We start from the raw sequence: 14,482 nt of genomic DNA, 5'->3' as shown, positions 1-14,482 counted from the left end.
TTTATGGCGAATTTAAGTCTGTTACCTACCTAGAATGAAGGTATTGCATCGTATTCATTGAGAGATATTTGAGCCTGGAGCATATGTAATTCTCTTGCTTTTGAATTAAACGTTTCAAGCTCTGTTTTCGTTCTCTCTTGTGTTAACACACCAAGCATAACGTCTGCTTGTTCAACGTAAAACTCACACCACGGTGAAGGCTCGCAACACTGACACAGTAGATCTCGGTATTTTTCAAGGAGAGCACGGTCTTTCAAATTCCATGCGGTGCGAATACCTTGTTGGTAGAACCTTAAAGCGTTGTGACCAGCACAAGGCTGTTTTAGCCACTTTTCACCTTGCTCTAACGCGTTTCTACTCTCTTGCCAGAATGTGCTGACCATGGCTTTAGTTGCACTTAGCCAAGGACCAATAAAGGCGTGTAAGTTGTTTTCTTCAACCAAATTGAGCCCAATTTCTATGTACTCACGAGCTTTAATTGCATCATTCTGATACCACTTAAGGCGCGCCTTGGTTTCCATTAAACATGCGATGAAGCGGACTGCATTGAATTCTTTTGCGATGGCTAGTGCCATATTGATTTCATTCTCTGCCTGATCCAGTGCATTGTAATCAAGCAGCACCCAAGCGGCTGTTAGTCGGGAAACAATTTCAGCCCGACGATTTCCTGTTAAGTAGGCAAGCGTGGCAGATTGCTGAGATTGCGCAAGCGCTTGAGATGTGTCGAGTTGGTAAATCAAGGTTGTCGCAAGCATGTATCGATTGGATGCTTCGATTTCCAAATATTGGTTTTCTTCACATATCTTCAAGCTTTCTTTGAAGTTGTTGTGGGCGTTAATCATATTACCTTTAAGGTATTCACAATCTCCCAACCCACTCAAGGCTTTTGCTTTTGCTTTAGGGCTATTTGCCTTAATGCTGTAGTGGAGTGCTTTTTGATGCTCTTGCTCACAGGATTCAATATTTCCTGTTGGGAATAGAATATTCCCTCTCATTGAATGCACTTCAGACAATTGAGCGTATTGCTGTGTTGGCTCCGAAATGTTCTGTGCGGTTTGCAGTATGGACAAAGCTTTGTCGATGGCGTCAACCACCTGATATGGGTTAGCCAAATCAATGAAATATTGGCTGGAGGCGTTGGAATCGGTGTTTTGATTAACAGCCAATTCCAGAAAGTGAATGCACTCTTTCACTTTCCCCATTGAATACAGGCAATTTCCTTTTAAGTTTAGCGCGTACGCTGTTTCACTTTTGGGAACAATTTCAATGGCTTCTTCAATCAATTCCAAAGCTTGCTCAAACTGAAAACTGCCGATGTATTCTTTGGCACTTTTAATGAGGATCGTAAAGGCATCTTTGCACTGCGCTCTTTTTGAGTGGAGTGCAAACTGCTTCTTGTCCCTTTCTTCAAACCACTTAGCACAGTGCTCGTTCAGCAGCCGCCTTTCACTATCGGAAAGTTGACTTTGTACCGCTGAACAAATGAGATCGTGATGGAACATAAACCCTTGTTCAGAATGCTTAATCAAACCGTGTTCTAACAAGGTTCTTGGGTAGTAATGCTCATCATTTAAAACAAACTGCAGTTGTTCCAAGTTGAAGCACTGTCCGAATACGGAAGCCGCTTTTATCGCAGAAAGGTTATTGGCATCGAGTTTGTATAGTTGAACCACGACAAGGTGTTCTAAAGATTCAGGTACATCGCTACCTAAGCGTGAGCAGAGTAAGGACTGCCTTAAGAAGAGCGGGTGCCCGCTTGCCTTCTCTACACAGCGTTGGATGGCCTCTTGGTTTCCTGGTGCCATCCAGTTTGCCAATTGTATCGATTCATCCATATTAAGCGGTTTGAGTGCAATTGTTGTCGCCGATTGGAACCAATCCGGTGTATTAACCAAATGATGCTCAGAACGAAATGTCAGAACGAGCATTACGGGGAACCTGTCCGTTAATGAGGATAAAACCTGAATAATGGACAGAAGCAGGTCATTTGCCCAATGTAAATCCTCAACCGTAATCACGAGTTGGGTAAGATGGGCTGGTCGGTGTGAAAGCAACTGATTAATGCTTTCTGAGATTGCTCTGTTACGAGCGGAATGTTCCATTACATCTAAAAGACGTTGTTCCGACTCATACAGTTTTAGACCCATCAGCCAGTAAATGAAAAGGTGATGAGAAGATGCAATCGGTGAAATAGCGATGGATTGTCTTATGTGGTTGCCGTCATCTTCTGGAGTGAACCCAAACAATGAACGAATCAAATTAACCGTAGGGACAAGGGAGTTCACCACACCAAAATTTAATATTTGAACCCGCACCGGAGCGCAGTTTTTATGTTCAAGTATTTCGATGAATTTGTGAAGGAGTCTTGTCTTACCGATTCCAGCCATACCCGTTAAGCAGACTGTACTGCCTGTGTGGTTATCGTATAAGTGGGAAAGGGTAGAGCTTAGCTGAGTTAACTCATATTGACGCCCTACAAAATAGTCTGTTTGTACCTGGCACATTGACACAATACGCCAATCTTTAAATTCGGGCTGTTCGGGTAAGAATACATTCCGTGGTCTTGCACAATTGGATGACACAAAGCATGGGCATGCAACGATATCTCCCCAAGTGATTTGAGAAAGCAATAGCTTAGCACGGTGGCTAACCTGAGTATTCTGGACAGTGAATTGCTCATTAGTTGGGCTGCTTTCAACAAACATACGAACGTGACTTTTTAGCGTAAATTGCAGCATCGCACATAGCCGACGAATACGCTCGAATACAAATTCATCACTAGAACGTGAATACCAACCAAACTCAAGAAGCCCTTCCTCTGCTATGTAATAGCAATTGGAGCGATCATTTAGCTTTTCTACTTCGGATTTTAGAGACTCATCATCAACCTCTATCGAAAGCCGTAAAACTTGATGAGTGTGTTCCGGTATGGTCGACAATTTTTTTTGTAGTATCGGGGCAGAGTTTTGGATGAGATCTTCTACTTCCACCGAGTAAAACGTAGCCAGTTCTTTCGCTGTTCGATACAAAATACTGTTGCCAGATTCGGCACGTTTTATTGAAGATAAAGAGACATACAATCGGCTTTCTGCGCATTGCTCGGCTAGCCTTTCTTGGCTCAGCCCTTTTTGCTTCCTTAATTGCTTAAGCAAGTCACCATTTAATGGCAAACGACCATCTTTTGAACCCATTATTTAATTCCATTTTGTTAACAGGAAGCGTACGTCGTACATTCTGAATAGTACTAGACTCAATAGGTTTCTTATTGATAAATAAGATAATAAAGATAAGCCCATATACTTTAGAGATAACTAATAGCAAAAATAAAGTGACTTTCAATTGGTTGATACGTTTATATCAATGCGTTGTCACAGTTTATGTTTGCTTGCATTTTAATTTGAGCTTTTTGAAAAACAAACAAGAGAAGGCGGTAGAGCAGGGTTCGGTAAAATCAATGATAATGAAATCATTAATGCTGGTGCGTAACCAAATGAATAATAGTGATTTTATGCAGTTTTTCAGTAGTCGTATTGAAAACAAAAAAAGTGTAAGAGAGTATTGGATTTTACAAAAATGCCCCCTGAAATATCAGGGGGCATTAGGTGTGTTTTACTCTTTATACTTAGAAAGCCTGCACTTAGAAATCTGTACTTAAAAAATCAGATGCGCGATACCCGCAATAACTGGAAGCGTAATGAGTGTGCGCAAAATAAAGATGATGAACAACTCTGCGATGTTTACTGGGATACGGCTTCCCAATAGCAAAGCGCCCACTTCAGACATGTAGATAAGCTGAGTAACAGACATAGCAGCGATAACGAAGCGAGTCAGGTCGCTTTCAATAGAAGCCGCCAAAATGGCTGGAATAAACATGTCTGCAAACCCGACCACAATAGTTTCAGATGCTTTTGCCGCTTCAGGGATGTTCAGCAGTTCTAAAAATGGCACGAATGGTTGGCCAAGAATAGAAAATACCGGCGTGTATTCTGCGATAACCAGTGCAATTGTACCTAACGCCATTACAACAGGCAGTACACCAAACACCATGTCGGCAGCATTTTTTAGCCCTTCAACACACACCTCTTTCGCCGACTTCACTTTGCTTGCTTTTGTTAGAGCAAGGTTAAGACCCCAAGACCAGCTATTGTGACCTTCAGGAATGGCATTGTCTGACGCTTTTGGGGCGCTGCCATCAATGTACAGGTCTTTCTTATAGCTCAAAGGAGGCAGACGCGGAATGATCACCGCTGCAACTAAGCCAGCTAAACAAATGGCACCGTAAAAAGGGAGGAACATATGCTCCAGGTTAACCTGAGCCAGTACCACGAGGCTGAACGTGATAGAAACGGCTGAGAAAGTCGTACCAACTACTGCGGCTTCGCGCTGTGTGTAGAATTTTTTCTCGTACTGTTTGCTGGTTAGAAGGATACCCACACTGCCATCACCAAGCCACGAAGCCATACAGTCGATCGCGCTACGACCCGGAAGGTTAAATAGTGGGCGCATGATTTTGCTCAGCAATGTACCAAACAGCTCTAGCAGGCCAAAATTCAGAAGTAACGGAAGCAGTAAGCCAGCAAAAATGAAGACAGCAAAAAGTGTTGGCATTAAGCCTTCCAGTACAAGACCCCCCGTATTTTCTTCCCAAATGGATTTTGGACCAAATTGGAAATACGTCATCAAGACCGCAATACCACCAATGGTACGTACAGCAAACCAAAGTGGAGAAGGGTCAAACAACCCAGTTAAAAAGGCGTTGTTTGCGACAAACGCAGGCTTAGCAACTTTATTCAAAATAGTTGCTACAGACATAAAGCCAATCACAAAGGTAATGATAGGAACAATCAAGTCACCCAGTAAGTCCTTTAGTGCGCCAGCCAAAATAGCTACAGGAATAGTCAGTTCACCTTGAAAACTGATGGGTGCCATGAAAAGGAAAAGACCAAGCAAGGAAGGGATCAAGAAGACCCAAAAGTTCTTTTTGCTCTTAGAAGAGCTAACCGTGTTTACGTTATCCATCTTTTTATACTCTTGTTACCGCTAGTAAATAATTATTCACTAAACATTAGTATTCATTCAATGTTGCGAAGAATAACTGCTTTCAGTTATTCCTGCAATACTATTCAATTTTTATTCTTAATTATTCAGTTTAAATGGCGGTAAATAGGTTTTAGGGTGGAGTATTGTAACAACAATGTTGCGTGCAAGTAGCGAGATATACAAAATTGATAACTAGGTCAAAGTTTATTGGATTACGATATACTCAGATCAGGGAAGCCGACACTGATCGCAATCGTTGCGTCGCTTACCAGTAAGCAACCAGGAAATGGTGTAGCGATGCTTGGCAAACCTAAGGTAAACCCAATCTGCAACTGGACGGATATACGGTTTTCTTAACCAATTCACCCATGGCTTTTTGCCTACGGCGTTCCATGCAGCTTGAGTTACATCAAGCCCCAATAGCAGTTGGTTATTATCGTCTAGTGCGTGAAGAACCCGATTTGCATCCGTAACACTGATATTTGGGTATTTATGTGAGAAGTCGGGTTGATAAAGATCTTCTAAAACCAGACGTTGATGGGTATCAAAACGCTTGAGCTGATCCATTTCAGCTTTGCATAAAGGGCATGTTCCATCATAGAAAATAGTGAGTGCCATGTCTTTCTCGTCAGTGGTATCTTCAGACATTGTACGAGTAACCTTCCGCCAAGATCAAAAAAGCTCCGAATTTCGGAGCTTTAAATTCAACATTTATGATGAGGTTAGAAGCGATTCGAGAAAACCAGCTCTACCGAGCTGTTGTCGTAGCCCACTTCGTCAAATTCGACACTTGCTGGAAGGTTGGTGGATGAAGCTAAGTAGTTCAGACCCACATCCCATGCACGATTGATTTGATAGTTAACCCCCAGTTTTGCCGTGTTGTGGCTATTCTTTTCCCAGCTTTGGAAGCGATATTCACCTGTTACAGCAACACTTTCCCATAGTGTGTAGGTTGCTCTGGCTGTCATTGCTGGAAGAATACGAAGGTACTCACGCTTTGTGTGTTGCCCTAGGCTATCTGCGTTTGCGACTTGGTATCCAAATTGGTGAGCATAAACGCCTAAACCAAATTTCACATCAAAGTTTTCTAGGGGTGTATACCCTTTGTATACATTGCCACCAAGCATGTAGTGTCGGTATTCACTCACCAAAGACTCGCCTTTCGCATAGTCTTTATCTTGATAGCTGAAGTCTTGTTTCGCTTTGCCTGTAACGCGCAGTTCTGTTGGAATGAATTCGAAATCCAGCGCGTTGCTATTAGCCAATTCGCGAGAATAGGTAATGCGGGTATAGGGTTGAAGCTTATCAACTTGAGTCGCATCGCTAAAGTTCTGGTTCATGATCAGGTCTTCAGTGAAGAAATTCAGATGAGAACCCAACCCTACTTCAATTTTGTTCTTGAGTGGTGCCGCAACGGTTTGAATGCGATCTTTTGAACTGCGCTCTTGATTAAATGCCGCTTCTGTAACCGTGACGTTCAGTGACATGCCGTCTTCGGTTTGCTGAGCATTGAGGTAAACCCCGTCATTGGCATATGGGGAAACAAAGTATTGGTTAACTAAGAAGGAAATCCCCGCGCTTGCCGTTACATCACTCACGAAATGACGTTTACCATGAACTCGGCTGTAGGCAACGTAAGAAGCAGCAGCGTAAGCAGGTATCCCCCATTCTGCACCGTATCGCATTTGCAAGAAGTGCGCACCAGAGAAACCCGCAGCAGCGTGACCAGAAGGATAAGAACGAGGGCTAGTACCACTTGGACGCTGTCTGCCAACGATTTTCTTCGTGGTGTCTACAATGATTTGCGATGCCAAAACGGAATAGGTCAACTGTTTTGCCCCTTCCCAATCGTCGTGCATCCATGCAGCCATATAGCCGCTGAGAGGGATCACGAGTTGCAGCATGTCGCCGGTTTCCACTGTGGAATCTGAACGAATATCCGTTATTTCGGACGCTGCGATAGCAGGTGTCGCTGTACCTAGTGCGCCAATTACAAACGCGGTGCAAGCACGTAACTTCATTGTGTATCCTTTTAATTGAAACGATTCATTCTTGGAATCAACCTGTAATGCAGCGGCGTATTATACGTGCTGTTTATATAACTGACAGTAAATATTCTAGTCGGGACAAGTGCTCTTTATTTGGTTTCGTTAAACCGTCTGGCAACTCTATTCAGCGAGAACAAAAATCAGTTTTGAACTTCTCTTTGTTATTTACAACTTGAATCTAATGAAATTGGTTTTTTGAATTTAATCGGGTAAATGTCTATTTCCCTGAAAGGTCAAATAATGTGGTTAGAAGGGTGTCATGCAGGCTTCTCACTCATACGCTATTTTGGAGTTCGCTTTCTACCTCTGCCCAAGAAATGAAATACAGTTACCCTTTCACCCCCTCGAGCTTTATCCTCACTTAAAACGGTATATAAATTTAGTGCGTGAATTTAATTGGCACTATAAATGTTACAAATGTGATCTGACGCAATAAGCCATAGCGGTGAGTTATAGGAGGTTAGGTAACCTATTGTTACTATTGATAAATATATTATATGAACTTTTTATGACGCACGAGCCTTTAGTGGTAACTAATGAAGCTATCTCTAATATTTGTAATTAATTGAGCTTGAATGAAAACTTATTTTATACAGTTAATTCATGATGTTTATGAAAGCATATCGAGTTTATTAGTAAAAGATTATGTTGATTCTTTGAACAAAGGTGCTTGATTAGAGCAATTTGTAATCAAAATTATTTTGGTTTACTACTGGTTTGGTAGAGCGCTTATTTTCTAAAGGAAATTATCTTCTCTACAAAACAAGAAGTATATTCCGAGGGATCGAAATGAATAAAAACATAATAGATAAACACAATGTGAGGAAAGTAACTAGGGACTTGTTACTTGTTGTTTTGTTTATTGCTCCAGCACACACAGTTTTTGCAAACGAATTGCCCAATTATTCGGGCGAAGCAAAAAGCGTTATTGAACGAGTATTTGGCAGTACATATTCTACTAACGTGGATTTTGAAGTCATGCCTTCTGCCTCTGGTCTAGACACTTTTGAAGTGTCGACAGAAAATGGGCGTTTGAAAATAAAAGGAAATAATGCGGTATCAATGGTGTCAGGTTTTAACTGGTACCTAAAAAATAAGTTAAACCAGCATGTATCTAGAAATGGCACGAACTTGGATGGCGGATTTCAACTCGTACCAATGGATAGCTCAGTGCAAGTAGAATCGCCATACAAATATCGATATGCTCAAAATTACACATTTTTTGGTTATCAAACCCCTTATTGGGGGTGGGATGATTGGCAAAGAGAAATAGATATCTTGGCACTGGAAGGTTTTAATATGCTTTTAAGCCCAGTGGGGGTTGAAGCTGTTTTAAAGCAGACTTTTATGGACGAAGGCTTAAGTGAAGGCGATTTCCACCAATGGCTGAATGCCCCAGCGCATCTCCCATGGCAATTTATGGGTAATACCCATTCTCAAGGTGGTCAAGTATATGGGGCCAATTCAACTTGGTTTGATCGACAAGTTGATTTGCAGAAAAAAATCCTCAGTAGGCAAAGTGCTTTAGGTATTAAATCTGTAATCCCTGGCTTTTATGGCGTCATTCCTAAAAAGTTAAGCGAAAAATATTCAGGTGCGAGAGTCTATCATCAAGGAAACTGGGTTGGGTTGCCGTCCATTTCGCTGCTAAATGCCGAAGAGCCTGCTTTTCAGCGTATAGCAAAAAATTTCTATGATAACTACACCGAGACATTTGATTACTTGCCAAAGTATATTTCTGCGGATCCTTTTCATGAAGGTTCTCCACCAGCAGGGTGGGATATTTCAGAATTGGGTAAAGCGACTCAGAATACGATGGTTGAGGCTAATCCAGAGGCAGTGTGGGTACTCCAACACTGGATTCATACGCCACATCAGGAAATGTTACACAGTATAGATAAGTCTAAAGCTATTGTTGCTTCATTATTCAATGATACTGTCAATCAATGGAGACCTGGAGAGTTTGGCGGTACTCCATGGATAAGAGGGACAATTGAAAACTTCGGTGGTAAAACCGGTTTTTCCGGAAAGTTAGTATCTCTTAGTCATGCTTTACCTGACGATCAAAAAAATGCGGAACATATGATCGGTATGGGCAGCTTCCCTGAGGGTACACATTACAATCCGATTTTCTATTCCCTACAAGCTGAGATGATTTGGCAGAGCGAAAAAGTGGACGTCGGTAATTGGATGACTCAATATCAAAGAAACCGATATGGGTTCTCTAACAAAAATTCGCAGCTTGCGGCTCAGCTTTTACGTAGAGATGTTTATGATCCTTATAAGGGGTCACTAGGTACATTGGAATCCATGCTTACGGCACGTCCAAATGACCACATCGTAACTGCATCTACATGGGGAACACGGATCAAGTACTTCCGACCTTCACATATTAAAAATGCACTTGGTTTACTACTCGCTGAGTCTCAACGAAGCAATAGTGATGGGTTCAGGTTTGATTTGGTTGATTTAAGTCGACAACTGATGAGTGATGTGGCACGTGTTCTACATGTCGATATGGTCGCAGCAGCCAATGATGGTGATCTGGCTAAGTTTAGTGCGCTTTCTGAACAGTTCTTAGTCTTAATCGATGATTTAGATAGGCTTTTGGGTTCCAGGTCTGAGTTTATGCTTGGAACTTGGTTGCAACAAGCACGAGCTGCGGGTGGTACTGTTGAAGAATCTGACGCTTATGAGAAAAACTTCCGTCTGTTAGTAACAGCGTGGGAGGCGTCCCAATCACTTAAAGATTACTCCAACAGAGAATGGAGTGGTCTAATGGGCACGTTCTATAAAACTCGTTGGCAGATGTGGATAGCACACAAGAAGCAAGTTATCCAAGGTCAAAACCCACAGCCGATCAATTGGCATCAGTTTGAATTAAACTGGTCGAAATCGGTTGCGCCATTTGCGACACAACCAGTAGGTGATAGCAAATCTCTTGCTCGTGAAATGTACAGCAAATACGCGAAATTCTTGGATAATAGCGAATCCAAAAATGGTGAGCTGATCGTTACCATTGAAAACCGCTATACCGGAAACTACTTAGTAGATACCTCAAACGGTCCCCTTACTAAAGATGGTGTGTCGCCGGGACATCATGCTAGTCAGTGGCAAGTCGAGCAAGTAAACAACACTAACCGCTACCGCTTGGTGAATCGAGGTACAGGTAAAGCGCTACATATTGAGAACAATACAGGCAAGCTTGAGTCTGGATCTGTTCCTGATACGTGGTGGAGTTCTCAGTGGTTACTTTCGGTAGGTAACACCAGTGAGCCCAATACAACGGGGGTTCCTGCATCTTATGCTCGCTTGACTAACTATTGGAAACAGCAGGTAGAACTTAACAGTGAAGACAAGCTAGAAGCTGTTGCTGCAACTGATGTTCCTGATACTTATTGGTCAGCAGATTGGAAGCTTAGATTGGTCCCTGATTATACTGGGATGGCGAGAGTTGCAACTAGGGGTAGCTATGAGGCGATAACGGATGAGCTACCTCAACTTAGTAGCGCTAATCTTGAACATTACTCGAAATCACTAAGTTATTGGTCGGCAGACTGGAATTTTGAACATGTTGAGAATGGGTATTATCGAATAACTAACCGATATACCAACCGCGTAATCCATATCGAGCAAAACAACGGTTACGTGAATCTTTCGTCATCCGATCAGGCACCTCGGACTTGGTGGAGTGCGCAATGGCTGATTGAGCAAACAGACGATGGATATTACCAGTTACGTAATAGGTACTTGCCTAACTATTACATCCACACAGAAAATCAGGATGGGGTAGCTCAATCTGACAAGAAAGTGGAAAGTTACGATATTGATCCGAGCAACATACGGTCACATTTCTTATTGCAGTCTGCGAGCGGGAAATATTGATATGTTGAACTAACTAGCAAACGCCACTTCATTAAGGGTGGCGTTTTTATTAATAAAGTCTCATGTAGCGTAAGGCTTTAGGTTTATACTATGTGAGCTAGAGCTCAATGGGGATTATTTAACCACGCTTCAGATTAGATCTTTTGAACACCCATGTTAAACAACGTAAAGCTGTAAACATCGGCGTATTGCTCGATGACTTTACTCGTAGGTGTGCCTGCACCATGACCTGCGTTTGTCTCTACTCGGATTAACGTAGGGTTGTTACCTGCTTGCTTAGACTGAAGCTCTGCAGCGAACTTATAGGAATGCGCAGGTACTACGCGGTCGTCGTGATCACCTGTTGTTACCATAGTTGCTGGGTACTCCGTACCGGGTTTCACATTGTGAACAGGGGAGTATGCTTCCAAGTACTGGAACATTTCTTCACTTTGGTCTGCTGTGCCGTAGTCGTATGCCCAGCCAGCTCCTGCGGTGAAGGTGTGGTAACGCAACATATCTAAAACCCCAACGGCAGGCAGTGCGACTTGGAACAGCTCTGGACGTTGTGTCATCACCGCACCCACTAACAGGCCGCCATTCGAGCCACCGTTTACCGCCAGTTTGTTGCTTGATGTGTAGTCTTCCTCAATGAGGTACTCGGCTGCTGCAATAAAGTCATCAAATACATTTTGCTTTTGCAATTGCGTTCCGGCTTTGTGCCACTCTTTCCCGTATTCGCCGCCGCCACGAATATTGGCTACTGCGTACACACCTCCCATCTCTAGCCAAGCGGCACGAGCAGGGCTGAACCTAGGTGTTAAACTCACGTTAAAACCACCATAGCCATAAAGGATAGTCGGAGCCGTGCCATCCATTGGCGTGTCTTTTTTGTAAGTGATGATCATTGGAACCTGAGTTCCGTCTTTCGATAAATAAAAAACCTGACGCGATTCGTATTCTTCCGATTTGAACGGAGCGGTAGAGCGGCGATAAAGTGTGCTTTCGCCGGATTCAATGCTCAAGGAGTAAATGGAGCCGGGTGTTTTGTAGTTGGTGAAGGTGTAGTACACCTCAGTTGCATCTTTGTCACCAGAAAAACCACTTGCACTGCCGACGCCCGGCAGTTCTATCTCACGGATGAGTTTGCCCTGCATATCGTATTGCTTCACCTTAGACACGGCATCTGCAATGTAGCTCGCGAACAAAGCATCACCAGCGGTTGAAACACGAAGGACATGCTTTGTTTCTGGGATTACATCCTGCCAATTCTGTGGTTGAGGTGCTTCGGCATTGACGGTAACAACGCGCTTGTTAGGTGCACTGAGGTTTGTGACCAAATACAGCTTGTTGCCTTTGCTGTGAATCACGTAGGTATCCGACTCTGCTGTCTCTGTGATAGCCGTCAGAGGAGCATTTGATTTAGACAGATCCTTTAGGAACAACTTATTGCCAGAGGTGGAGACACTGGCCGAAACAACAAGATAACGATCATCTTGCGTAGTGTAGCCGTACACATAGCGATGCTTTTCAGCGTCGGTACCACCAAAGATCAGAGAGTCTTCACTCTGTTTGGTGCCAAGCTTATGGAAATAAAGCTTATGTTGGTCAGTCTTAGCAGAAAGCTCACTGCCTTTTGGTTTGTCGTAGCTAGAGTAATAAAACCCTTCATTGCCCAACCAAGATACACCACTGAATTTCACATCAATGAGTGTGTCACCCACTTTTTCTTTGGTTTCGGTATTCAGTACGATCACTTTGCGCCAGTCGCTGCCACCCTCTGAAATTTGGTAGGCTACAAGGGAGCCATCTTCAGAGAAGCTGATACCTGCCATTGATGTGGTGCCGTCGTCACTGAATGTGTTCGGGTCAATGAAGACTTCTGGTTCGTTATCGTCTACCTGTCGATAGAGAACAAATTGATTTTGCAGCCCATCGTTTTTATAGAAATACGTGTATTTCCCTTCTTTAAATGGTTTGCCAACTTTCTCATAGTCCATCAGCTCCGTGAGACGGTCTTCAATTTTTTGTCGATATGGAATTTGATTTAGATACTCGAACGTTAACTCATTTTGAGATTTTACCCATTCAGCGGTGTCATTGCTTTGGTCATCTTCCAGCCAGCGGTATGGGTCGCTTATCTTTACGCCAAAATACTCATCTACCACGTTCACTTTCTTGGTGACAGGGTATTCTATAGCGATGTTTTTGATGTGTTGAGCAAACTGTTTTGGAGTGTCATTCTCTGGTTCAGTAGGCAAACTACAGCCGGTGATAGCGACAGCTGCCGCAATTGCGAACGCCTTATTTTTCATGGGATTCCTTGAAGAAAATCTCTGAGGGAAAGACGGAATGTACTACAAAATTCAGACCGTACGGCGTTTGAATTTGTGTGGGTTCATTTTATTTGCGACAAGGCTCGCTGATTGATACTGAGCTTAGTGCTGGCTTGGTGTGGAGATATCTCTTTGATTGAGTAAACGAAGGAGAGTGTTTGCATAATGCGTTGGTGTGATAGTATCTCACCCGTGAAACTCATAAGCGTAAGGTACTATGAAAGACTCAATTTCTAAGCGCGAGCAACAGTCTATTAAAGTGGGAATAGCGGCGAATCTCGTGATGGCGTTCAGCGGTTGGTGGACTTACTATTTATCAGGATCCGAAGCACTTTTACTTGATGGAAATATGTCTTTTATTTTGTTTGTTTCGTCCATTTTCGCACTCAAAATATCTCGGATAAAAAGCGTTCGTTCAGAGGTTTTCCCATTTGGTTTGTACGTTACCGAAGCGCTGTATTCCATGATGAAAGGCTTACTTCTCATTGGCGTAATCATATCGGCCATTTCTGGCAATGGGACAAAAATTATCGCTTACCTTCAGGGGGCAGATATTACACCCATAAAAACGGGTCCCATTGTTTACTACGCAATTGCAATGGTATGTATTTGCTGGGGTTTATCCTTGCTTTACCATGTGCAAAATAAGCGGATTGGCAATGCCAGTTCCATGCTTAAGGTGGATAAAAAAGCATCGTTTATTGATGGTGTTTTATCGGTATCGACTGGCGCAGTCTTGATTGTTATTGGCTATATCCCCGCGGGCAGCGATTGGGATTTCTTACTCTATATTGGTGATGCATTGTTGGTCGTCGTATTGGCGACACTGATGATTAAGCAGCCCATCGGTATCATTAAGGAGGCCTTTATCGAGTTAGCCGGAGGAAAGCTACAAGATCAGGTTCAGCATGAACGAATCGAATCATTGGTTAACGAAAAACTGACCTCGCAGGGAATATCAGCAAAGAGTCTGAATATTAGCAAAACAGGTAGCAGTTACTTAGTTATTATCGGCTTAGCGTTAGAAGAGCTTTCAGGGCAGCCATCGGGTTCTGTAACAGATACTAAGATGCAGTTGAAAACGACACTGGATGCGGAATTTAATTTTGTTGATGTTGAAATGGTACTGGTTTAAACGCTGTTCGGGGCGTGGTGACCATTCGACAAAAAGGGAAATCTGATGATTTCCCTTTT

Annotated in this window: 8 protein-coding genes; 3 read left to right on the top strand and 5 right to left on the bottom strand. The window is 42.9% G+C overall.

What is annotated here, in order from left to right:
- Nucleotides 1–29: 29 nt before the first annotated feature.
- Nucleotides 30–3,191 carry a helix-turn-helix domain-containing protein gene (locus LDO37_RS27665; RefSeq protein WP_126609665.1) on the bottom strand — a complete coding sequence of 1,054 codons (3,162 nt, stop codon included), beginning with the start codon at nucleotides 3,189–3,191 and terminating at the stop codon, nucleotides 30–32.
- 215 nt (nucleotides 3,192–3,406) lie between these two features.
- Between LDO37_RS27665 and LDO37_RS27660 the strand changes: the two genes are divergently transcribed.
- Entirely contained in the window at nucleotides 3,407–3,655 is a 249-nt protein-coding gene (locus LDO37_RS27660; protein WP_126607951.1) for a hypothetical protein, read from the top strand.
- Here the strand turns inward: LDO37_RS27660 and LDO37_RS27655 are convergent.
- The 3 genes from LDO37_RS27655 to LDO37_RS27645 all read right to left on the bottom strand — a co-directional run bounded on the left by LDO37_RS27655 (nucleotide 3,652) and on the right by LDO37_RS27645 (nucleotide 7,061).
- Nucleotides 3,652–5,019, bottom strand: a complete 1,368-nt coding sequence (locus LDO37_RS27655; RefSeq protein ID WP_126607952.1) for a YjiH family protein — start codon at nucleotides 5,017–5,019, stop codon at nucleotides 3,652–3,654. The two genes, LDO37_RS27660 and LDO37_RS27655, sit on opposite strands and share 4 nt — an antisense overlap.
- Before the next feature lie 249 nt (nucleotides 5,020–5,268).
- On the bottom strand, nucleotides 5,269–5,688 hold the full coding sequence (locus tag LDO37_RS27650; protein ID WP_126607953.1) for a thiol-disulfide oxidoreductase DCC family protein: 420 nt from the start codon (nucleotides 5,686–5,688) through the stop codon (nucleotides 5,269–5,271).
- Nucleotides 5,689–5,762: 74 nt separating this feature from the next.
- Nucleotides 5,763–7,061: a phosphatase PAP2 family protein gene (locus LDO37_RS27645; RefSeq protein ID WP_221768538.1), complete on the bottom strand. Its 1,299-nt coding sequence runs from the start codon at nucleotides 7,059–7,061 to the stop codon at nucleotides 5,763–5,765.
- Between the two features lie 816 nt (nucleotides 7,062–7,877).
- On the opposite strand from LDO37_RS27645, the gene LDO37_RS27640 reads away from it, so the two are divergent.
- Entirely contained in the window at nucleotides 7,878–10,973 is a 3,096-nt protein-coding gene (locus tag LDO37_RS27640; RefSeq protein ID WP_224055643.1) for an alpha-N-acetylglucosaminidase TIM-barrel domain-containing protein, read from the top strand.
- Nucleotides 10,974–11,107: 134 nt separating this feature from the next.
- Here the strand turns inward: LDO37_RS27640 and LDO37_RS27635 are convergent, their stop codons facing one another.
- Nucleotides 11,108–13,267: a prolyl oligopeptidase family serine peptidase gene (locus LDO37_RS27635; protein WP_126609677.1), complete on the bottom strand. Its 2,160-nt coding sequence runs from the start codon at nucleotides 13,265–13,267 to the stop codon at nucleotides 11,108–11,110.
- Nucleotides 13,268–13,505: 238 nt separating this feature from the next.
- Here LDO37_RS27635 and LDO37_RS27630 point away from each other — a divergent pair, with 238 nt between their 5' ends.
- Entirely contained in the window at nucleotides 13,506–14,423 is a 918-nt protein-coding gene (locus LDO37_RS27630) for a cation transporter (RefSeq protein WP_126609678.1), read from the top strand.
- Nucleotides 14,424–14,482: the final 59 nt, after the last annotated feature.

Source organism: Vibrio penaeicida (assembly GCF_019977755.1).
In the GTDB taxonomy this organism is placed as follows: domain Bacteria; phylum Pseudomonadota; class Gammaproteobacteria; order Enterobacterales; family Vibrionaceae; genus Vibrio; species Vibrio penaeicida.
The sequence above is the reverse complement of the archived record's forward strand: the minus strand, read 5'-3'. Positions and strand labels throughout refer to the sequence as shown.

Bases quoted from the DNA above. Each gene is read 5' to 3' on its own strand.
- LDO37_RS27665 (WP_126609665.1), bottom strand. From the start codon at position 3,191: ATGGGTTCAAAAGATGGTCGTTTGCCATTAAATGGTGACTTGCTTAAG.
- LDO37_RS27655 (WP_126607952.1), bottom strand. From the start codon at position 5,019: ATGGATAACGTAAACACGGTTAGCTCTTCTAAGAGCAAAAAGAACTTT.
- LDO37_RS27650 (WP_126607953.1), bottom strand. From the start codon at position 5,688: ATGTCTGAAGATACCACTGACGAGAAAGACATGGCACTCACTATTTTC.
- LDO37_RS27645 (WP_221768538.1), bottom strand. From the start codon at position 7,061: ATGAAGTTACGTGCTTGCACCGCGTTTGTAATTGGCGCACTAGGTACA.
- LDO37_RS27640 (WP_224055643.1), top strand. From the start codon at position 7,878: ATGAATAAAAACATAATAGATAAACACAATGTGAGGAAAGTAACTAGG.
- LDO37_RS27635 (WP_126609677.1), bottom strand. From the start codon at position 13,267: ATGAAAAATAAGGCGTTCGCAATTGCGGCAGCTGTCGCTATCACCGGC.
- LDO37_RS27630 (WP_126609678.1), top strand. From the start codon at position 13,506: ATGAAAGACTCAATTTCTAAGCGCGAGCAACAGTCTATTAAAGTGGGA.